The organism is Providencia huaxiensis (assembly GCF_002843235.3).
GTDB classification, from domain to species: Bacteria; Pseudomonadota; Gammaproteobacteria; order Enterobacterales; family Enterobacteriaceae; genus Providencia; species Providencia huaxiensis.
The window spans coordinates 94073-115941 of record NZ_CP031123.2 but is presented as its reverse complement, the minus strand read 5'-3'; the positions used below and the strand labels follow the sequence as shown (position 1 = coordinate 115941).

Genomic DNA, 21869 nt, shown 5'->3' with positions numbered 1-21869 from the left:
GAATACTGAGGCTTATGTAGATGACTTTAAATAATTACTTAATTAATTTATGCATTTCTTGTACAGAGATCACCGTATCGGTTGGGTCTGCACTGAGCGACATCGTAGTGGCAAACCCGCCATTCAACGTCGTGTCATAATGAACTTTATAACGCAATGCACTGCGGCGAATTAATTTTGAGTCCTCAATGGCTTGGCGGCCAGCAGTAGTATTCACAATGTAGTCATATTCACCATTCTTAATTCTATCTTGAATGTGTGGACGACCTTCATGAACCTTATTGACGAGGCGCGGGTTAATACCAGCCTCTCCTAGCACAATCGCAGTACCGTGAGTCGCATCTAGCTCAAAGCCATGTTTTAACAACTTAGCGGCTAAATCGACAACTTTTGTTTTATCACCTTCACGAACAGACAACAGCGCGCGACCAGATTTTTTCATGGTCGAGCTGCTACCTAACATCGCTTTAGCGAATGCTTCTGCAAATGTCCGGCCGACACCCATGACTTCGCCTGTTGAACGCATTTCAGGCCCAAGAATTGGGTCAACACCAGGGAATTTATTGAATGGCAGTACCACCTCTTTCACAGAGTAGTATGGTGGAATAACTTCTTCCGTCACCCCTTGCTGTGTCAAGGTTTGCCCCACCATCACACGCGCGGCAACCTTCGCTAATGGCACACCTGTTGCTTTAGACACGAAAGGTACTGTCCTTGCGGCACGTGGATTGACTTCGATTAAATAAACTTCGTTATTTTTGACGGCAAACTGCACGTTCATCAAGCCACGCACACGTAACTCGAAGGCAAGGTTGCGAACTTGTTCGCGCATCACATCTTGGATTTCTTGGCTAAGTGTATATGCAGGGAGTGAACATGCAGAGTCACCAGAGTGTACGCCAGCTTGCTCAATGTGCTCCATGATACCGCCAATCAGCACCATCTCACCGTCACAAATCGCATCTACGTCAACTTCAATGGCATCGTCTAAAAAGCGGTCAAGTAGTACTGGCGCATCGTTAGAGACACTTACCGCGGTTTGGAAATAGCGACGTAAATCGATTTCGTCATATACAATTTCCATCGCACGACCACCTAACACATAGGATGGGCGAACCACCAGTGGGTAACCGATCCCTGCCGCTTTTTCAACAGCTTGCTCAATCGCTGTGACAGTTGCGTTCTCTGGTTGCTTCAAGTTCAAGCGATTAACGGCTTGCTGGAAACGTTCACGATCTTCTGCGCGGTCAATGGCATCTGGGCTCGTACCAATAACAGGAACACCTGCTGCTTCCAACGCTCTAGCTAATTTTAATGGTGTTTGGCCACCATATTGCACAATCACACCTTTTGGCTGCTCGATACGCACAATTTCCAGCACATCTTCAAGGGTGACAGGTTCGAAATAGAGACGGTCTGAGGTGTCATAGTCAGTTGAAACGGTTTCAGGATTACAGTTGACCATGATGGTTTCATAGCCGTCTTCGCGTAACGCTAAAGATGCATGCACGCAGCAATAGTCAAATTCAATCCCTTGCCCAATCCGGTTTGGCCCACCACCTAATACCATCACCTTCGGTTTAGCATTATTTGGGTTTGACTCGCACTCATCTTCATAAGTGGAATACATATAAGCCGTATCTGTTGCAAATTCTGCCGCACAGGTATCAACACGTTTATATACAGGATGTAAATCATAACCTTGACGTAATTTACGCAGTTCTGCTTCAGAAACCCCTACTAGACTAGCTAAACGGGCATCTGCAAAACCTTTCCGTTTGAGTACACGTAAGAAGTCTTTAGTCAGGCCATTGATACCTAATTCAGCCACTTCTTCTTCTAAACGTACCAGTTCTTCGATTTGCACTAAGAACCAGCGGTCAATATTGGTTAAATTGAAAACACCATCAACAGAAAGACCCGCACGGAATGCATCCGCAACGAACCAAATACGCTCTCCACCGGCATCTTTTAGTTCACGACGGATACGAGTCAGTGCTTCAGGGTCTTCTTGAGCCACTTTCGGGTCGAAGCCTGTTGCCCCCACTTCTAACCCACGTAACGCTTTTTGCATTGATTCTTGGAATGTGCGACCAATAGCCATCACTTCGCCAACCGATTTCATTTGCGTTGTGAGCCGGTCATTCGTGCCCGCAAATTTTTCAAAGTTAAAGCGCGGAATTTTTGTCACAACGTAGTCAATGGAAGGTTCGAATGATGCAGGGGTACGGCCACCGGTGATGTCATTCATTAACTCATCAAGGGTATAACCGACAGCTAATTTCGCTGCAATTTTAGCGATTGGGAAGCCTGTCGCTTTAGAGGCAAGTGCCGATGAACGTGAAACCCGCGGGTTCATTTCAATAACAATTAAGCGCCCATCTTTAGGGTTAACCGCGAACTGAACGTTAGAGCCACCTGTTTCAACGCCGATTTCACGCAATACGGCCATCGATGCGTCACGCATGATTTGGTATTCTTTATCGGTCAATGTTTGAGCTGGCGCGACGGTGATAGAGTCACCCGTGTGGATCCCCATCGCATCGAAGTTTTCAATGGAACAGACGATAATACAGTTGTCTTTTTTATCGCGGACAACTTCCATTTCATATTCTTTCCAACCAATCAGCGACTCATCAATCAATAACTCGTTAGTCGGGGATAAATCTAAACCGCGAGTACAGATTTCTTCAAACTCTTCGCGGTTATAGGCGATACCGCCACCGGTCCCCCCCATCGTAAATGATGGGCGAATAATACAGGGAAAGCCGACCGCATCTGCAACGGCATAAGCTTCTTCCATATTATGTGCGATACCTGAGCGTGCTGTGCCCAAGCCGATTTTTTTCATTGCTTTATCAAAACGTTGGCGATCTTCTGCTTTATCAATTGCATCAGCGGTCGCCCCAATCATGGTCACGCCAAACTCAGCCAAAACACCTTTACGTTCTAATTCAAGCGCACAGTTTAATGCCGTTTGGCCGCCCATAGTCGGTAGAACGGCATCAGGGCGCTCTTTTTCAATGATTTTACGCACAACTTCCCAGTGAATCGGCTCGATGTAAGTTGCATCTGCCATTTCTGGGTCAGTCATAATAGTCGCAGGGTTCGAGTTAACTAAGATTACGCGATAGCCTTCTTCACGCAATGCTTTACACGCTTGAGCACCTGAGTAGTCAAATTCACATGCCTGGCCAATCACAATTGGGCCGGCACCTAAAATCAGAATGCTTTTTATATCAGTACGTTTTGCCATTTCTCTTGCTCCCGATTATTGTGCGTTTTGACGAGGGGTGTTTTGGCGGTATTCATTAATTAACTCAATAAAATGGTCGAATAAATTTGCCGCATCATGTGGCCCTGAACTTGCTTCTGGGTGGCCTTGAAAACTAAATGCAGGTTTATCCGTACGGTGAATACCTTGCAATGTTCCATCAAACAGTGACTTGTGAGTCACGCGCAGTGTGTCGGGAAGTGTCGATTCATCAACCGCAAAACCATGGTTTTGCGCCGTGATCATCACCACATCTTTGTCTAAATCTTTAACAGGATGGTTAGCACCATGATGGCCAAACTTCATTTTCATGGTATTGGCTCCGCTAGCCAGAGCAAGTAATTGGTGACCTAAACAAATACCAAATACGGGGATTTCTGTGGTTAAAAAGGTTTCAATTGCTTTGATTGCATAATCACAAGGGGCCGGGTCACCAGGACCATTCGATAAGAAAATACCATCGGGGTTCATCGCCAATACGGTTTCTGCGGATGTTGCTGCTGGCACCACCGTTAAACGACAGCCGCGATCAACTAACATACGTAAGATATTACGCTTCGCACCGAAGTCATAAGCGACAACATGTAAAGGGAGTTCTTCCGCGGTTTTCGCGCCTTGCTGGCCATTTTCCAGCGTCCATGAACCTTGGGACCAGTTATAAATCTCTTTAGTGCAGACTTCTTTTGCCAAATCCAACCCATTCAAACCTGAAAAACTACGCGCTTTTTCCAATGCGAGTGCAACATCAGGGTTATCACCCGCAATGATACAACCGTTTTGTGCGCCTTTTTCTCTCAGTAAACGTGTCAATTTACGTGTATCGATATCCGCAATCGCCACGACGTTATGGCGTTTTAGATATTCGGATAACCCTTCTTGCCCGCGGAAGTTACTGTAAACCAATGGTAAGTCACGAATGACTAAGCCTTGCGCATGAACATTTGGAGATTCTTCGTCATCAGCATTAGTGCCGACATTACCAATATGGGGATAAGTGAGAGTAACAATTTGGCGGGAATAGGAAGGGTCTGTAATTATTTCTTGATATCCGGTCATCGACGTGTTGAAAACGACTTCTCCAACAGCAGCGCCTTCTGCACCGATAGCACGCCCGTGGAATTGGGTTCCGTCTTCCAGAACCAATATAGCTGACTTAATCAAAACACCCTCCGGAGAATAATAAATCACGTTTTATGCATATTAATTCAGATTTTGCGATCTAAATCAATGCCAAAATGAGTTTTTAAGCAAATTTTTGGCAAATTGCGCGCATTCTAATGATGAGATGGAGTCTTGTCTAGAAAAAAATGCATTTTTTTCACTTTTATCTTACTTTTTTACTTAACTACCTCATTTTTAGTTGGATGATCAGTATAAACCATAGTAAAAATGAATAAGTAAACGGTTGCAAAGCAAGATAACTAGTTTATTGATAATAACCCAGCTAGAAGAGGGAGAAAAGGATAATTAACGACCAAAAAAGAAGAGAAAAACACATAAAACATGAATTAATATCGATTTAAAATGAAATAATTTAAATCGATATTAAAAATACAAAAAACAAATCACAACTAACTAATTTATAATTGAAAATAAAAATAAAAAAACTATAAATCATCCAGGTTTAATACATCTTTCATATCATATAACCCACTATTTCTATCGCAAACCCAACCGGATGCCCTGATGGCGCCATTTGCAAAGGTCATACGGCTAGAGGCCTTATGGGTAATTTCTACTCGCTCACCAATATCTGCAAACATTGCGGTATGTTCACCGACAATATCCCCAGCACGAATAGTTGCAAAACCAATGGTTCCAGGTTCTCTCTCCCCTGTATAACCTTCACGGGTATATACCGCACACTCTTTTAAGTCTTTCCCAAGTGCAGTAGCAATAGACTCCCCCATAGCTAGAGCCGTACCTGATGGCGCATCCACTTTATGGCGGTGATGTGCTTCAACAATTTCAATATCAGTGTAATTTCCCATCACTTTTGCTGCTTTTTCCAGTAATTTCAGCACCACATTGACACCAACACTGAAATTTGCCGCAAAGACAATAGGAATGGATTTCGCCGCTTCGGCGATGGCTTGCTTACCTTGCTCATCAAAACCTGTCGTTCCAATTACCATCGCTTTTTGGTTGGCTTTACAAAATGCAAGGTAGTGTAAAGTCCCTTCTGGGCGAGTGAAATCAATGACAACATCAAAATCATTAACAACCTGATTTAGCGAATCAACAATGGAAATACCTAACTTACCGATACCAGCGAGCTCACCTGCATCTGTCCCGATAAGCGATGAGCCCTCACGCTCAATCGCTGCACCTAATTGAATGCCATCCTGTTGCTGCGCGGCTTGAATTAGCTGGCGTCCCATACGCCCACCTGCACCAACGACTGCAACACGTACCACTGAATTCGCCATGGTTTATCCTTTTTTAATTAATGCAAATAGATAAATTTGAACTGTTGCTTAGGATAAAAAGACTATTTTTACCCACAGTTTAGAAATGATTGTGATACAGATTAACTATCCTGACCATATTCTGCTAGCAAAAATGTATCGTTATTAACAAAAGCGTAGAGAGAGAAAGGATTATCAGTAAAAGTTTTAATTCAGAGGATATTCGAAAGGAACTATTTGAATGGAAAGGTTAAAACAGCCGCGAGATCGGGATCATAAAGCGGCTGTTTCCGTAATTAAAATCAAATGATTAATTAATCTCTTTGACTTCAACCCTTAATTCTTTAGGAACTTCGAAGACGATATTTTCTTCACGGCCTTGCAATTCAACAACAGAATCAGCTCCCAATTCTTTAAGTCTATCAATAACTTGTCGAACTAAAATGTCTGGCGCAGATGCCCCTGCTGTCAAGCCGATAATATTTTTATCCGCTAACCATTCCGTTTTAATATCTTCCGCACCATCAATTAAATAGGCAGGTTTTTGCATACGCGAAGCTAACTCCGCAAGACGGTTTGAGTTCGATGAGTTTTTAGAACCGACGACTAAAACAATGTCAGCACGTTCTGCAAGCTCTCTCGCCGCTTCTTGGCGGTTAGTCGTTGCATAACAAATATCGTCTTTACGAGGCCCAACGATACTTGGAAAGCGAGATGTCAGCGCATCAATGACATCAGAAGTATCATCAACAGAAAGCGTCGTTTGTGTCATGAAAGAGAGATTATTTTCATCTTTCACTTTCAGTTTCCAAACATCTTCTGGGCTTTCAACAAGATACATCCCACCTTCAGGGTTGCTATATTGCCCCATCGTACCTTCGACTTCTGGGTGCCCAGCGTGGCCAATTAAAATGGCTTCTTTGCCTTTGCGGCTCGCTCGTGCAACTTCCATATGAACTTTCGTCACTAAAGGACAAGTCGCATCAAATAACATTGTTAGATCGCGAGAGCGAGCTTCTTGACGAATAGCTTGGGAAACGCCATGCGCAGAAAAAATCAAAATAGACCCATCTGGTACTTCTGAGATTTCCTCAATAAAGATAGCACCACGTTGACGTAAATCATCAACAACATAACGGTTATGAACCACTTCGTGACGAACGTAAATCGGAGCACCATATATTTCTAACGCCCTTTCTACGATGCTAATTGCGCGGTCTACGCCTGCACAAAACCCACGAGGGTTAGCCATTAATATTTGCATTGTGATTCTCCAATTGCGGATCTACTTCAAGCACTTCGATATCAAAACTAATCTGCTGCTCTGCGAGAGGGTGATTAAAATCAATAGTAATCGACTCACCTTCAATTGATTTTACTACACCTGGCATTTCACTGCCATTCATCGCCGTAAATAGCATTATCGTACCAATTTCAGGAATGCCTGTTTCTATAAAATCACGCAATGAAAAATATTGAACTAAGTCAGGGTTATGTTTCCCAAAAACAGTATCTCCGGGCAGCGAGAAACTTTTCTTTTCACCTTCATTAAGGCCAATCAATTGGGCTTCAAGTTCTGGCGATAAGGAGTCATTCCCTAAAACAAATAACGCAGGCTTTCCTTGTGCGTGCGAGGAGTCAGCCGTAGAGCCATCTTCCAATTTCAATGTGAAATGCAGTAAAACAGAGCTCTGCGTCTGTATTTGAGTAGACATAAACCAAACCTATTTATCATAAAATTCAGCCCAGAAAATCTGGGCTGTGAGTTATTACATTCTAACCTAGTACGCTGCCATCTTATTTGGCTTTTTCTTGCTTTGATTTATCAGGTAAGAAACCTTCAAAAATGACAAGGGCCGCACCAATACATATCGCCATATCTGCTAGGTTGAATGTTGGCCAATGCCAATTACCAACGTAAAAATCAAGATAATCAATAACAAAGCCATGAACTAAACGATCGCTTAAATTACCGATAGCACCACCAATAATCAATGCATAAGCAATATTTGATAGGCGTTTTTGTGCGCTTTGACGATACATCATGACCATTAGGATAATGGATATCCCAATTGCAATACCTGCAAAGAACCAACGTTGCCAGCCACCTTCATCAGCCAAGAAACTAAATGCCGCTCCAAAATTTTGTGCGTACATTATGTTGAAAAATGGCATTATCGGATGTGGCTCGTACAGATTTAGGTCACTAAGCACTAACTGCTTAATGCCTAAATCCGCAACGATGATCACAATGGTCAACCATAACCAACGCAAACCGGTGGAACAAACTGGCGTCTTCATCAAGCAAACTTACGCGTTTCGCCGTTACCGGCTACGTTAGTAACACAGCGACCACAAATTTCTGGTTGCTCGCTCGAAGAGCCAATATCACTTGCGTAGTGCCAGCAGCGAGGACATTTTTCACCCGCAGCTTTACTGAACGCAATTTTCAGGCCTTTTAATTCGCTTTCTTGCGCATCTGCAGGAGCTGTTGCGATATCAGCTACATGGGCTTGTGATGTCAGTAAAACAAAGCGTAATTCATCACCAAGGCTTTGCAGTTTTTCGGCCAGAGCTTTATCGGCATACAATGTCACAGCAGCTTCTAATGAGCCCCCGATGAGTTTATCAGTACGCGCTTGTTCTAAGACCTTATTCACTTCACCACGAACAGCCAGTAGCTCAGTCCAGAAACTGTTGTTCATTTCATTTGATTCATCTAAACCAAATAAACCGTCATACCACTCTTCTGTAAGAACGAATTGAGCACGTTTTCCTGGTAATTCATTCCAAATTTCATCAGAAGTGAATGACAGAACTGGAGCCATCCAACGCACTAACGCTTCAACAATATGGAATAATGCAGTTTGGCAGCTACGACGCGCTAAGCTATCACTTTTCGCGGTATACTGACGGTCTTTGATGATATCCAGATAGAATGACCCCATTTCAATGGAGCAGAAATGCATTAGTCTCTGGATCACAGACAAGAAGTCGTATTCATCATAAGCTTTAGCAATCTCTTGCTGAGCTTCTAAAGCACGGCTCACCGCCCAGCGGTCTAAAACCACCATATCTTCTGGTTTCACCATGTCGGTTTCAGGATTGAAGCCACTCAGGTTAGCCAGTAAGAAACGCGCGGTATTACGAATACGGCGGTATGAGTCCGCAGCACGTTTTAAAATTTCATCTGAAACTGCGATTTCACCGGTGTAATCCGTTGATGCAACCCATAAACGTAAGATGTCAGCACCCAGTTTATTCATGACATCTTGAGGGCTCACTGTGTTGCCTAAAGATTTAGACATTTTGCGGCCTTGGCCATCAACAGTGAAGCCATGTGTCAATACTTGGCGATAAGGTGCTTTACCTTTCATTGCTGTTGATAACATCAATGATGACATAAACCAGCCGCGGTGTTGGTCCGACCCTTCGAGGTACATATCCGCTGAATTACCATGGAATTCAGGGCGTGCATCCACAACCGCAAAGTGCGTTGAGCCAGAGTCAAACCATACATCTAAGGTGTCAGGTACTTTACGATATGTTTCGGCTTCATCACCCAACAGCTCAGCAGGGTCAAGATCCCACCATGCTTGGATGCCATCCACTTCAACACGCTTAGCCACTTCTTCCATTAATTCTAATGTACGAGGGTGCAGTTCTTCAGTGTCTTTATGAACAAATAACGACATTGGGGTACCCCAAGTACGTTGACGAGAAATACACCAGTCTGGACGGTTTTCAACCATTGACTCAATACGTGCGCGCCCCCAACCCGGGATCCATTGAACAATATCAATTTCTTTCAGAGATTGTTCACGTAAGCCGTTTTTATCCATACCGATAAACCACTGTGGCGTAGCACGGAAGATAACTGGAGTCTTATGGCGCCAGCAGCATGGGTAGCTGTGTTGAATCGCTTGTTTGTATAGTAACGCGCCTTTTTCGTTCAATAATTCAACGATAAGGTCATTCGCTTTGAAAATAAATACACCATCTAATGTTGGATAAGTATTTGGTAAGAAGCAGCCATCAGGGCCCACAGGGTTCGCTGTTTCTAAACCATATTTTTGGCCAACAACATAGTCTTCAGGACCATGGCCCGGTGCAGTATGAACAGCCCCCGTACCGGCGTCTAATGTCACGTGGTCACCCAAAATTGCAGGCACATCAAAGCCCATAAATGGATGCTGGAAACGTAAAAGCTCAAGTGCAGAACCTTCACATTCACCTAAAACGGCCCATGCCTCAACCCCTACCGTTTTCATCACCACTTCGACAAGGTCGGCAGCTAAAATGAGTAACTCACCATTTACTTCGATTAAATCATATTTAAACTCAGGGTTTAAAGAAATCGCACGGTTAGCAGGCAAAGTCCAAGGCGTTGTTGTCCAGATGACTAACGAAGGTGTTTTTTCGCTAACAATGCCAAATTTTTCACACACAGCTTTACCATCTACGGCTGGGAAGCGAACATAGATAGATGGTGAAGTTTTATCATAATATTCAACTTCAGCTTCTGCTAATGAAGAACCACAGGCAGTACACCAGTGAACAGGTTTTGCCCCTTTCACTAAATGGCCGTTTGCAATAGTTTTCGCCAATGCTCGAATGATGTGAGCTTCGGTTTTAAAATCCATTGTTAGATAAGGTTTATCCCACTCACCTAATACACCTAGACGCATGAAATCAGCTTTTTGGCCTTCAATTTGCTCTTTAGCGTATTGACGGCATTGTGCACGAAATTCAGCAGCGGAAACTTTTTCCCCTGGCTTACCGACGATTTGTTCAACTTTGTGTTCAATCGGTAATCCATGGCAGTCCCAACCTGGGATGTATGGGGAGTCATAGCCCGCCAACCCTTTGGACTTAATAATAATGTCTTTGAGAATTTTGTTAACTGAGTGACCAATATGAATACTGCCGTTAGCATATGGAGGGCCATCGTGCAGAATAAAGGTTTTTTTGCCCGATTTTGCTTTACGGATTGCCTGATACAAACCTTCTTTGTACCAGCGCTCTAACATCTGTGGTTCGCGTTTAGCGAGATCGCCACGCATTGGGAACCCTGTTTCTGGTAGATTCAGGGTATTTTTATAGTCACTCATCGATTCTCAGTTCCAATTTTCCGCTAAATTATCTGATTCCTATTGCAGTAAGATACTCTCTCGCTGCAATTACATCATTAGCAATTTGCTCCTTAAGCGCTTCCAACGAAGCAAACCGCTGCTCATCACGTAATTTCTTACGTAACACTACATCGATATGACGCCCATATAAATCCATATTTGCATCAATCAGATGAACTTCTAACTGTGTTCCTTTTCCAGATACAGTCGGACGTGTGCCAATATTTGCCACACCCGGTAAAGGCTTATCACCTAAACCGTAAACTTCTACAGCATACACACCAGTAACGGGTGTGACTAAACGTTTTAACGGTAGGTTTGCTGTCGGAAAACCTATTGTTCTGCCAAGTTGATTACCATGAACCACTCGCCCGCTAATACGATAAGAGTGCCCCAATAGGCTTTCAGCTAATTCAAGATTATTTTCTTGAATTGCCTTACGTATCGCTGTACTGCTGATACGTAGCCCTGAATCACAGAAGCTTTCTGTATCTGCAACTTCAAAACCAAATTCATCACCCGCTTGTTGTAAAAAAGCAAAGTCCCCCATGCGATTTTTCCCAAAGCGGAAATCATCACCTATAGCGAGATACTTTACACCAAGCTTATTGACGAGTAAGTCAGAAACAAACTCAGCAGGTGTTAATGATGCAAAGTGCTGGTTAAATTCAACACATAAGAGGTAATCGATACCACTATCTGCGAGATATTTAACTTTGTCTCGCAGGCGTGTCAAACGCGCAGGCGCCTTGTCACCAATAAAAAATTCAAGGGGCTGTGGCTCAAATATCATCACAACAGTTGGTAGCCCTAACTGAGCCCCCTTAAGTTTCAAATTTTGAAGTAAAACCTGATGCCCACGATGGACACCATCAAAATTACCGATAGTCAGCACGCAACCATGATGGCACGCCCGGATATTCTGTATACCGCGAATTAGCTCCATAACAGGCTCAATACCGAGGAAATTGCAGGATTATACCTTGTACGACGCATAAGGTTAACCTTAGTTCGCAAAAGGTTTCATTAAACCCTATTTTTTTGATCTCTACACGACTTATTCCCCACTATTTTATGCAATTAGTGGGTTATTACGCTCCCCAACAGAGCTATTGCATTCGAACATCAAAAACTTTGGGGTAACCAATGGATTATCAATACAACAAATTTGTTCCAAGGTCTCTAAAAATATTATATTTTTATGTTTTATACTTCAATGGTTATAACCGAACGGTTAAAAAGAACAAAAAACAACCATATCATGATTAATTTTCATACTCTATATTGATTGATAAGCTAAAAATTATTTTTCGTCTTAGTTCTTTTTAAATTTCTGCCATCAATTACGCATTTTTTCACGCGAAGATCTGTATTCTTCTCATATTTGCTGATAGAATCTTGCACCATTCACAGCGCATGAACATCGAAGTACACGATGTTTATTTGCACAAATCCATTGACAAATGAAGGGCGAAAGGGCATATTCCTCGACCTTTGAATTGTCCTCAATAGAATACATTTGGGAGTTGGACCTTGGCTAATATCAAATCAGCTAAGAAACGTGCCGTTCAGTCAGAGAAACGTCGCCAGCATAACGCTAGCCGTCGCTCTATGGTACGTACTTTTATCAAGAAAGTTTACCTTGCTATCGCTGCAGGCGATAAAGAAGCTGCTCAGAAAGCATTCAATGACATGCAACCTATTGTTGATCGCCATGCTACTAAAGGCCTGATCCACAAAAATAAAGCAGCACGTCATAAAGCTAACTTAGTTGCTCAAATCAAAGCAATGTAATTTTGCTTCTTGATTAGCTTAAAAAAAACCGGCTTATGCCGGTTTTTTTATTTATTATTGTTTTTTATCTAGGCTATCAAGCGGAACTGAAAATAAATCTGAAAAATCTTTATTACACACTCGCTGTACTGCTGGGTGCTGGATCATTCTCTCTGCAAAAATAACGTAATATTCTTCTTTAACGCTCTCTAAACGCCCTAACTCCACAATATCTTCTCCACCTAAAAGATCAGGTGTATATTGCGAAGGAGCAACAAAAATTGCGTTATAATGCATGCCGAATGCTTTCATAAGTGCGGCATCATCGAATTCACCTAATACTTCAACCTGCAAGTTTTTATTGCGGATCCAAGCGAGTATATGCCTACCTAACAAATATCGCCGACCAGGGATCAATAAGCGACGTTCCTCTAAACATTCAGGAAATGGCTTTTTAGGGATAGGCTGACGGCAAAAGAAACTCATATTACACTCGCCCAATTTCACCGAAAACAAGCCTTCCTGCTGCGATGAGTCAACTGGGCAGTCAGATAAAATCATATCTAATTTATGTTGGCTGAGCTGTTCTAATAGCAGTTCATGGGTTGATTCAAAACAACGTAAATGAATCTGTTCATGCTCAACAACCGTAGTTTCTAATATTTTACTTACTAGCTGTTTTGATAGCGTATCCGCAACCCCGACATCAAACAGTAAGTTAGATTCGCGGCTGTAATTGACAATATCGAGCATTTCTTGGCTAAGCATAAACATTTTGTCTGCATAGCGGAAAATTAATTGTCCAAGCTCAGATGGCACTAAACCTCGCCCCTGCCTTTTAAACAATTTGCCACCTAAACGCTCTTCTAGTGCTTTTATTTGCCCTGTAATTGTCTGAGGAGTCAGGTAAAGCGCTTCTGCTGCTCCGACAACAGAGCCCTCTTTACATACATGCCAGAAGTAGTAAAGATGGTTAAAATTAAGATGTGAAACCCGCATATCGATTCCTTTTGTACCGTCGCTAGTCTAGTTATGGTAACTACTATTGACCATACACATTTACCTGTACCCTATATTTTCAGGGCCTTTAAAATGAATACCGTAGTGTATTAATAAACACACTACGGTATATCATAGATTATTAGCTCGGAAATTCTTACTAATAATTTGCAAAACTACACAATAAGCTTGTATTAGATTGGTTCTTTTTGTTTCGGTAACACTACTCTTAACATAAAATACCCTAAAAACGCGGCTAACGTCGAACCAATCAAAATACCTAGGCGTGAATAGGTACTATACACCTCATCAAGCCCATCAAATGCGAGGCCAGTGATAAAAATAGACATAGTAAAACCGATCCCACACAGTACAGAAACTGCAAATACTTGTTTTAAGTTAATCGACTCCGGTAATTTTGCAAACCCAAGTTTTACCGAAACCCAACTAAACAGAAAAATCCCAATAGGCTTACCTAAGATCAAGCCAGCGGCTACCCCTAATGGCAGTGGGCTTAATAAACCGTCAAAAGTCACACCTTGAAGTTGCACACCTGAATTAGCAAATGCAAAAATAGGTAGAATTAAGTAAACAACCCATGGATGTAAGACGTGCTCCAATTCTTCTGAAGGCTTAGTCTGGTTAGTACCACGTAAAGGGATCAAGAAGCCGACAATTACCCCAGCTAATGTGGCATGAACACCAGATTTCAAAATACACACCCACAATATTAACCCAATAACTAAGTAAGCGGCTGTATTCTCTACTCTACGCCAATTCATCATACAAAGGATCGCAATACACAGTGCTGATAACCCCAATGCAACCAAAGAAACTGAGCTGGTATAGAAAAATGCAATAATTACGATAACGCCTAAATCATCAATGATAGCCAATGCCAATAAGAACACTTTTAGCTCTGTGGGTACTCGCTTACCTAGTAACGCCATCACACCTAACGCGAAAGCAATGTCTGTAGCGGCAGGTATTGCCCAACCTTGCTGGGTAACTGCATCTCCACCATTAAATAATAAATAGATTAATGCAGGAGCAATCATTCCACCTAGTGCCGCAATTGCTGGAAATATCGCTTTGTCACGTCCTGCGAGGGATCCTTCCAATAATTCACGTTTTACTTCAAGGCCAACCACCAAAAAGAAAATCGCCATTAAGAAGTCATTAACCCATAATATCAAAGGCTTATCCAAACCAAATTCTGATATTTTAATTGATATAGGGATATCTAAAAATTGCTGATAAGCCCCCTGCAATGGCGAATTTGCCATCACTAAAGCGACTATGGCAGCAATAATCAGAAGTAAGCCCCCTGCTGCTTCTAACCTTAAAAATTTACGAATAATTGCTGTCATATATTTAACCTCAATGTTTTTTTGAATGTTAATACTATGCTAATTATTAATTCGTAAAAAATCGTTTATTTATCGCTTAACACTCGAAATTACCGATCAATTTAGGTTAGAGATCACGGCAAATGAGAAAAAAACGTTAATCTTACTATAGACAATTTTTATAAAAACAAATAATAAATTTTGTGATAAACGGACTTTATAAATTCAATTTTTTTGGTATCAAAAATCTACACTTTTTATCTTCGCAGGCAAAAAACATATATTTCTTTCTTCGATACCTTTCGTAAAAATTTTAAATATGGAAGACTATCCACAAGATATCTGCCAAGCGCTTCGCAAAAAAATGTGTTTGGATTGCTAATAAAATACTAATGATTACAATTTAACAATGACAACTTACGTATTACTTTCTGTGCTGTTTGCAGCTTTCTGCCATGCAAGCTGGAACGCCATAGTTAAATTTGGCAATGACCGTTTTTTCGGCCTAGTCATGATTTCTGTTTTTTCTGGCGTCTTAGCGGTACCCGCAATATTTTGGTTTGGCCTACCGTCACCAGAAGCTATTCATTGGTTAGCCCTATCCGTACTTTTTCATATTGGATACACCTATTTTTTAAGTCAGGCTTATACACACGGTGACTTAAGCCAGATTTATCCAATATCACGCGGGTCCGCCCCATTAATAACGGCACTACTAGGTGTGTTGCTATTTAATGAATTAATTCCATTGATGGGTCTTATTGGTGTTTTATTTATTATTAGTGGTGTCGTGCTCATTGCCTTTGCTGGGAAAAAGTTCACATTAAATATCAATGGGAAAGCTCTAGCTTTTGCCATATCAACTGCCTTCTTTACTGCCTGTTATACCTTATCTGATGGTTATGGAGCCAGAGCAAGTGAAGATCCCGTGACATATACACTTTGGCTATTTTTATTGAACGGAATGGTGTTAGCTATACCCGGTTTTATCAAATACCGAGGTACCTTCATTGTTGGAATTCAACAATACTGGCGTTCAGGGTTACTCGGTGGGCTAATGCAGCTCATTAGCTATGGCATTGCTATATGGGCGATGAGCCAAGCGCCAATTGTCATGGTCGCAGCGATTAGAGAAACGAGTGTACTTTTCGCCATGTTCCTATCCATTGCCTTTCTCAAAGAAAAATTCAACGTAATGCGAGTCGTTGCCTGTGTCGTTATTGTTTTTGGTATTTTATTAGCAAAATTAAGTCATTAATAAAATTATTATTTGAATATTCAATCAGTAAGCAGCAAACTTAATTTTATCAGAAATAGTATTAATATTTTTTACTCATAATTTTTATATTTTCTCACCAGATATGAGGCCAAAATGTCGTTTTTAAAATCTTTACTGGCTGTTTCCATTATTAGTGCTTCTTTTTCTAGCTTTGCAGCTACATCTGCTGACATCATTATTGTCGATGGAACCATCTTAACAATGGATGCCCAGAAACAAATTATTGACCATGGTACTGTTGTCATCAAAGGCAATAAAATCATTGCCGTTGGTGGCCCTGAACTAGCTCAAAGTTATCAAGCACCTAATATCCTGAAGGTTGATGGCGACATTGTCATGCCTGGGTTAATTAACACTCACACACATGCATCTATGACCGTGTTCCGTTCTTTGGCCGATGATGTACCAGACCGTTTACACCGTTATATCTTCCCATTAGAAAACAAAATGGTCTCCCGTGAAATGGTACGAGTTGGAGCAAACCTTGCTAATATTGAAATGATTAAAGGTGGTGTCACAACTTACGTTGATATGTATTATTTTGAAGATGAAGTGGCTAAAACCGTTGATAAAATTGGATTGAGGGCTGTCCTTGGGGAATCTGTCATTCAATTTCCTGTCGCTGATGCAAAAAATGCAGATGAAGGTATCAATTATGCAGTGAATTTTATCAACCAATACAAAGATCACCCTCGTATCACACCCGCTTTTGCGCCTCATGCACCTTATACCAATACCACAGAGCATTTACAGAAAATCGCAAAATTGTCTCAAGAACTTAATGTGCCAGTGATGATCCACCTGGCTGAAACTGATCGTGAGCAAGAAGAAATAGCCAAACGTACGGGAGGGAAAAGCCCTGTACAATATATGGCTGATATTGGAGCACTGAATAATAAAGTTATTGCAGCTCATGCCATTATGGTTGATGAAAAAGATATGGATCTCCTCAAACAGTATGATGTTGGTGTCGCACATAATATCAGTGCAAACACGAAATCTGCTAAAGGGGTCGCCCCGGTCACAACCATGCTTGAAAAAGGTATTCGTGTTGGTTTAGGAACGGATGGCCCGATGTCGAGTAATACATTAACGACGTTAAATGAGCTAAACTTAGTGGGTAAAATTCACAAACTAGCCAATAAAGATAGAGCCGCAATGCCACCGATCACGGTTGTCGATATGGCAACCATGGGTTCTGCACGCGTGTTACACATGGAAGACAAATTAGGCTCTCTCGAAGCAGGGAAATTAGCTGACATCATTGTTATTGATACTAAATCACCAAACATGGTTCCTATGTATAGCCCCTATGCCGCATTAGTCTATGGTGCAAATGGAGCTAATGTTCGCCATACTATTGTTGATGGCAAGGTATTGATGCAAGACCGCCAGTTGCTGACCGCAGATGAAGGCACCATTATTAAAGAAGCTCAAGATTTTGCTAACAAAGTCCGTGAAACCGTAGTTGCGAGTGGTGAAGTCGTAAAATAAGATAAAAAAATGGCTGACTTGGCAATATGCTCAGTCAGCCATTCTAACATTACCAATTATTAACTAATTATTTATTAGTTAAATCATCAAAGAATTTTTTCACGCCATCTAAAAAGCTTTTAGAGCGCGGGCTATTCTTCTCACCACTCTTTCCACCTAGTGACTCACCAAATTCTTTGAGTAACTCTTTCTGTTTTTCATTCAGTTTTACAGGGGTTTCAACAACAATGTGGCACATTAAGTCACCTTGCAAACCACCACGTACCGATTTCACACCTTTTCCTTTCATGCGGAAAATTTTACCGGTTTGAGTTTCTGCTGGGATTTTCAGTTTCACACGGCCATCAAGGGTTGGCACTTCAATTTCGCCCCCCAATGCTGCATCAGCAAAGTTAATCGGAACCTCACAATGCAGGTTATTACCATCACGCTCAAAAATGTTATGAGGTAATACATGAACCTGAACGAATAAATCGCCTGCTGGTGCTCCGTTTTCTCCGGCCTCACCTTCTCCTGATAAACGAACACGGTCACCTGTATCTACCCCTGCAGGAATTTTGACTGACAGGGTTTTATATCTTTCAACACGGCCATGACCATGACATTTGTTGCATGGATCTTTGATAACTTTACCGCGACCATGACACGTTGGACAAGGTTGTTGTACAGAGAAAAAGCCTTGGCGCATATGGACTTGGCCCATACCGTGACAGGTAGAGCACGTATCTGCACTCGTCCCAGGCTTCGCACCATTACCATGACAGACGTCACAGGTTTCCAAGGTCGGAATACGGATTTCTTTGGTCACTCCACGGACAGCCTCTTCGAGAGTCAGTTCCATGTTGTACTGTAGGTCAGAACCACGGCTTGGGCGCTGCTGTCTACGGCCACCGCCAAAAATATCACCGAAGACGTCACCAAAGATATCACTGAAGTCAGCACCACCACCGAAGCCACCGCCCCCCATTCCGCCTTGCTCAAACGCAGCATGACCATATTGGTCATAAGCAGCACGTTTTTGCTCGTCAGAAAGTACTTCGTAAGCTTCTTTAATTTCTTTAAATTTATCTTCTGACTCTTTATCTCCCTGATTACGGTCAGGGTGGTGCTTCATCGCTAAACGCTTATAAGCACGCTTAATATCTTTCTCAGAAGCATTTCTCTCGAGGCCTAATACCTCATAAAAATCTCTTTTGGCCATTTAATTTACCCTTAACATGCGGAACGGGCGTAGAGTTCCCTCGACGCCCGTATCCGGTATCAGTAACCATTAACTATCATTTGCTACAGCTACTGCGCCCGCTAAGGGCATTATTTTTTATCTTTGTCGTTAACTTCTTCGAATTCAGCATCAACAACGTCATCATCTTTCTTCGCTTCTGCGCCAGCTGCACCGCCCGCTTGAGCTTGTTGCTGTGCGATTTCCAACAGTTTTGCAGATGCAGTGACTAAAGCTTGGATTTTCGCTTCGATATCCGCTTTATCTTCACCTTTTGATGCCACTTCTAATTCAGAAGTTGCTTTTTCGATATTTGCTTTATCTTCAGCTGGTAATTTATCACCGGCTTCTTCGATTTGTTTACGAGTACCGTGAACTAATTGGTCAGCTTGATTACGAACCTGAACTAGCTCTTCAAATTTACGGTCAGCTTCAGCGTTTGCTTCTGCGTCACGTACCATTTTTTCGATTTCCTCATCATTCAGGCCTGAAGAAGCCTTAATGGTGATGTTTTGCTCACGTCCACTATTTTTATCTTTAGCAGACACATGCAAGATACCATCAGCATCGATATCAAAAGTCACTTCGATTTGTGGCATACCACGTGGAGCAGCTTGAATACCGTCTAAGTTAAACTGACCCAGTGATTTGTTATCACTTGCACGTTTACGCTCACCTTGCAGAACATGGATAGTTACCGCTGCTTGGTTATCTTCCGCTGTTGAGAACACTTGGCTATGTTTAGTTGGGATAGTGGTGTTCTTCGAGATTAACGAAGTCATCACGCCACCCATGGTTTCGATACCTAAAGACAGAGGAGTTACGTCAAGTAACAGAACGTCTTTAACATCACCGGCTAAAACACCACCTTGAACTGCTGCACCCATTGCAACTGCTTCATCTGGGTTCACGTCTTTACGTGGCTCTTTACCAAAGAAATCAGCAACAACTTTTTGAACCATTGGCATACGTGTTTGGCCACCAACTAAGATAACGTCGTTGATTTCGCTCACGCTTAAGCCTGCGTCTTGCAGAGCAACTTTAACTGGCTCCATAGAACGCTTAACTAAATCTTCTACCAGTGACTCTAATTTCGCACGAGTCACTTTGATATTCATGTGTTTAGGACCTGTTGCATCTGCTGTAATATACGGCAGGTTAACATCTGTTTGTTGTGCAGAAGACAGCTCAATTTTCGCTTTTTCTGCAGCTTCTTTCAGACGTTGCATTGCTAACGGGTCGTTACGCAGGTCAACACCTTGTTCTTTCTTAAATTCTTCAACTAAATAGTTAATTAAACGTGTATCAAAGTCTTCACCACCTAAGTGTGTGTCACCATTAGTAGCCAGAACTTCATAGGTTTTTTCACCATCAACTTCATCGATTTCGATGATTGATAAGTCAAAGGTACCACCACCTAAGTCATATACCGCGATAGTACGGTTACCAATTTCTCGGTCTAAACCATATGCTAATGCCGCAGCTGTTGGTTCGTTAATGATACGTTTTACTTCTAGACCCGCGATACGGCCAGCATCTTTAGTTGCTTGACGCTGAGCATCGTTAAAGTAAGCAGGAACAGTAATAACCGCTTCTGTTACTGGCTCACCTAAATAGTCTTCTGCTGTTTTCTTCATTTTTTTCAGAACTTCAGCTGAAACTTGTGGTGGAGCCATTTTTTGGCCTTTCACATCTAACCAAGCATCGCCGTTATCAGCCGCAATGATTTTATATGGCATGATAGAAACGTCGCGCTGAACTTCTTCGTCTTGGAAACGACGACCAATCAAACGTTTGATTGCAAATAAAGTATTTTCTGGGTTAGTCACAGCCTGACGTTTTGCTGGCTGACCAACTAAAATTTCACCATCTTGAGTGTACGCAATGATGGAAGGAGTCGTTCTATCACCTTCGCTGTTCTCCAGAACACGAGCTGTAGTACCATCCATAATTGCAACGCATGAGTTAGTTGTACCCAAGTCGATACCAATGATTTTACCCATCTAAAACGCCTCCAAAGGAATTCTTTTCACTATGATTTCGATATCAATCTATATGAGGCTCAATATTTCATTTTCAAGGGAGTTTTCACTCAGAGCCTAAATTATTTTTCAATACGCAATAATTTGGATTGATATCAGTTGATGCTTTTAAGATGGGGTCACAAATTCATTCATCAAGGGGGAGAATCAAAAAAATTTGCATTTATTGCAAAAAAACCTGTCTTGTGATCATTGTTTAAACAATTAAAACTGCGTATGATGCGCCGCCGCTGTCACTTTGGCAAAACTTTTTGTTTCTTATCTATTTGAATTATTTATATTTTACCAGAGGTTATATGCAGTCTAGCTCTCTTGCAAATCCAGGCCCACTTGGTTTACTAGGCTTTGGTATGACAACCATCCTGCTGAATATTCATAACGCAGGTTTTTTCCCTCTTTCATCCGTTATTTTAAGTATGGGCATTTTTTATGGTGGTATTGCTCAATTTATTGCGGGTCTGATTGAATACAAAAAAGGCAACACATTCGGTGCAACTGCATTTACCTCTTACGGTATGTTTTGGATTGCATTAGTGGGTTTATTATTTTTACCATCAATGGGATTAGCCGAAGCAACTTCACCTGAATTTTTAGGTGTTTTCCTCGCTATTTGGGGAATTTTTACCTTTTTCATGTTTTTAGGAACGTTCAAAGCTAATTTTGTTTTGCAATTTGTCTTCGGTAGCTTAACTGTATTATTCGCTTTATTAGCAATCGGTAATATTACAGGAAATGCAGCATTACTAAAATTTGCAGGTTTTGAAGGAATTATCTGTGGTGCTAGCGCATTTTATTTAGCAGTTGCGGAAATATTAAATGAGCAATATGGCAAAACAGTATTACCGATTGGCCAGCGTGGTTAAATTTAACTAACGTATGTGATTTTATGCATTAAATATT

General features: G+C 41.7%; 16 protein-coding genes. 4 read left to right on the top strand and 12 right to left on the bottom strand.

Going from position 1 to position 21869, the window contains the following annotated elements:
* Positions 1–34: 34 nt before the first annotated feature.
* The 8 genes from carB to ribF all read right to left on the bottom strand — a co-directional run bounded on the left by carB (position 35) and on the right by ribF (position 11760).
* Positions 35–3256, bottom strand: a complete 3222-nt coding sequence (gene carB, locus CYG50_RS01975) for a carbamoyl-phosphate synthase large subunit (RefSeq protein ID WP_102138989.1) — start codon at positions 3254–3256, stop codon at positions 35–37.
* A gap of 15 nt (positions 3257–3271) precedes the next feature.
* Positions 3272–4435, bottom strand: a complete 1164-nt coding sequence (gene carA / locus CYG50_RS01970) for a glutamine-hydrolyzing carbamoyl-phosphate synthase small subunit (protein WP_168222822.1) — start codon at positions 4433–4435, stop codon at positions 3272–3274.
* 446 nt (positions 4436–4881) lie between these two features.
* The gene (dapB, locus tag CYG50_RS01965; RefSeq protein WP_102138987.1) at positions 4882–5703 is read right to left on the bottom strand and encodes a 4-hydroxy-tetrahydrodipicolinate reductase; all 822 of its coding nucleotides are present in this window, start codon (positions 5701–5703) and stop codon (positions 4882–4884) included.
* Positions 5704–5992: 289 nt separating this feature from the next.
* Positions 5993–6946, bottom strand: coding sequence for a 4-hydroxy-3-methylbut-2-enyl diphosphate reductase (ispH, locus tag CYG50_RS01960; RefSeq protein ID WP_102138986.1), 954 nt, complete (start codon positions 6944–6946; stop codon positions 5993–5995).
* Complete coding sequence (fkpB, locus tag CYG50_RS01955) at positions 6927–7397, bottom strand: FKBP-type peptidyl-prolyl cis-trans isomerase (protein WP_102138985.1); 471 nt, start codon at positions 7395–7397, stop codon at positions 6927–6929. The genes ispH and fkpB overlap by 20 nt, the downstream gene beginning before the upstream one ends.
* 82 nt (positions 7398–7479) lie before the next feature.
* The gene (gene lspA / locus CYG50_RS01950) at positions 7480–7983 is read right to left on the bottom strand and encodes a signal peptidase II (protein WP_102138984.1); all 504 of its coding nucleotides are present in this window, start codon (positions 7981–7983) and stop codon (positions 7480–7482) included.
* Positions 7983–10793 (bottom strand): isoleucine--tRNA ligase, encoded by a 2811-nt coding sequence (gene ileS, locus CYG50_RS01945; RefSeq protein ID WP_102138983.1) that lies wholly within the window; start codon positions 10791–10793, stop codon positions 7983–7985. The genes lspA and ileS overlap by 1 nt, the downstream gene beginning before the upstream one ends.
* A gap of 28 nt (positions 10794–10821) precedes the next feature.
* On the bottom strand, positions 10822–11760 hold the full coding sequence (gene ribF / locus CYG50_RS01940) for a bifunctional riboflavin kinase/FAD synthetase (protein WP_102138982.1): 939 nt from the start codon (positions 11758–11760) through the stop codon (positions 10822–10824).
* A gap of 587 nt (positions 11761–12347) precedes the next feature.
* Between ribF and rpsT the strand changes: the two genes are divergently transcribed.
* Positions 12348–12608: a 30S ribosomal protein S20 gene (gene rpsT / locus CYG50_RS01935; protein WP_004914688.1), complete on the top strand. Its 261-nt coding sequence runs from the start codon at positions 12348–12350 to the stop codon at positions 12606–12608.
* Positions 12609–12662: 54 nt separating this feature from the next.
* Here the strand turns inward: rpsT and nhaR are convergent, their stop codons facing one another.
* Both nhaR and nhaA read right to left on the bottom strand, forming a co-directional pair.
* Positions 12663–13586 carry a transcriptional activator NhaR gene (nhaR, locus tag CYG50_RS01930; protein WP_102138981.1) on the bottom strand — a complete coding sequence of 308 codons (924 nt, stop codon included), beginning with the start codon at positions 13584–13586 and terminating at the stop codon, positions 12663–12665.
* A 194-nt stretch (positions 13587–13780) separates the two neighbouring features.
* On the bottom strand, positions 13781–14956 hold the full coding sequence (gene nhaA / locus CYG50_RS01925; protein WP_102138980.1) for a Na+/H+ antiporter NhaA: 1176 nt from the start codon (positions 14954–14956) through the stop codon (positions 13781–13783).
* Between the two features lie 388 nt (positions 14957–15344).
* Between nhaA and CYG50_RS01920 the strand changes: the two genes are divergently transcribed.
* Both CYG50_RS01920 and CYG50_RS01915 read left to right on the top strand, forming a co-directional pair.
* On the top strand, positions 15345–16193 hold the full coding sequence (locus CYG50_RS01920; RefSeq protein ID WP_102138979.1) for an EamA family transporter: 849 nt from the start codon (positions 15345–15347) through the stop codon (positions 16191–16193).
* Positions 16194–16307: 114 nt separating this feature from the next.
* The gene (locus CYG50_RS01915) at positions 16308–17708 is read left to right on the top strand and encodes an amidohydrolase (RefSeq protein ID WP_102138978.1); all 1401 of its coding nucleotides are present in this window, start codon (positions 16308–16310) and stop codon (positions 17706–17708) included.
* Positions 17709–17775: 67 nt separating this feature from the next.
* Here the strand turns inward: CYG50_RS01915 and dnaJ are convergent, their stop codons facing one another.
* Positions 17776–18909: a molecular chaperone DnaJ gene (gene dnaJ / locus CYG50_RS01910; RefSeq protein ID WP_102138977.1), complete on the bottom strand. Its 1134-nt coding sequence runs from the start codon at positions 18907–18909 to the stop codon at positions 17776–17778.
* Between the two features lie 110 nt (positions 18910–19019).
* Complete coding sequence (gene dnaK, locus CYG50_RS01905; RefSeq protein ID WP_102138976.1) at positions 19020–20930, bottom strand: molecular chaperone DnaK; 1911 nt, start codon at positions 20928–20930, stop codon at positions 19020–19022.
* Between the two features lie 335 nt (positions 20931–21265).
* Here dnaK and satP point away from each other — a divergent pair, with 335 nt between their 5' ends.
* Positions 21266–21832: an acetate uptake transporter gene (gene satP / locus CYG50_RS01900; RefSeq protein ID WP_004905651.1), complete on the top strand. Its 567-nt coding sequence runs from the start codon at positions 21266–21268 to the stop codon at positions 21830–21832.
* The last annotated feature ends 37 nt before the right edge of the window (positions 21833–21869 follow it).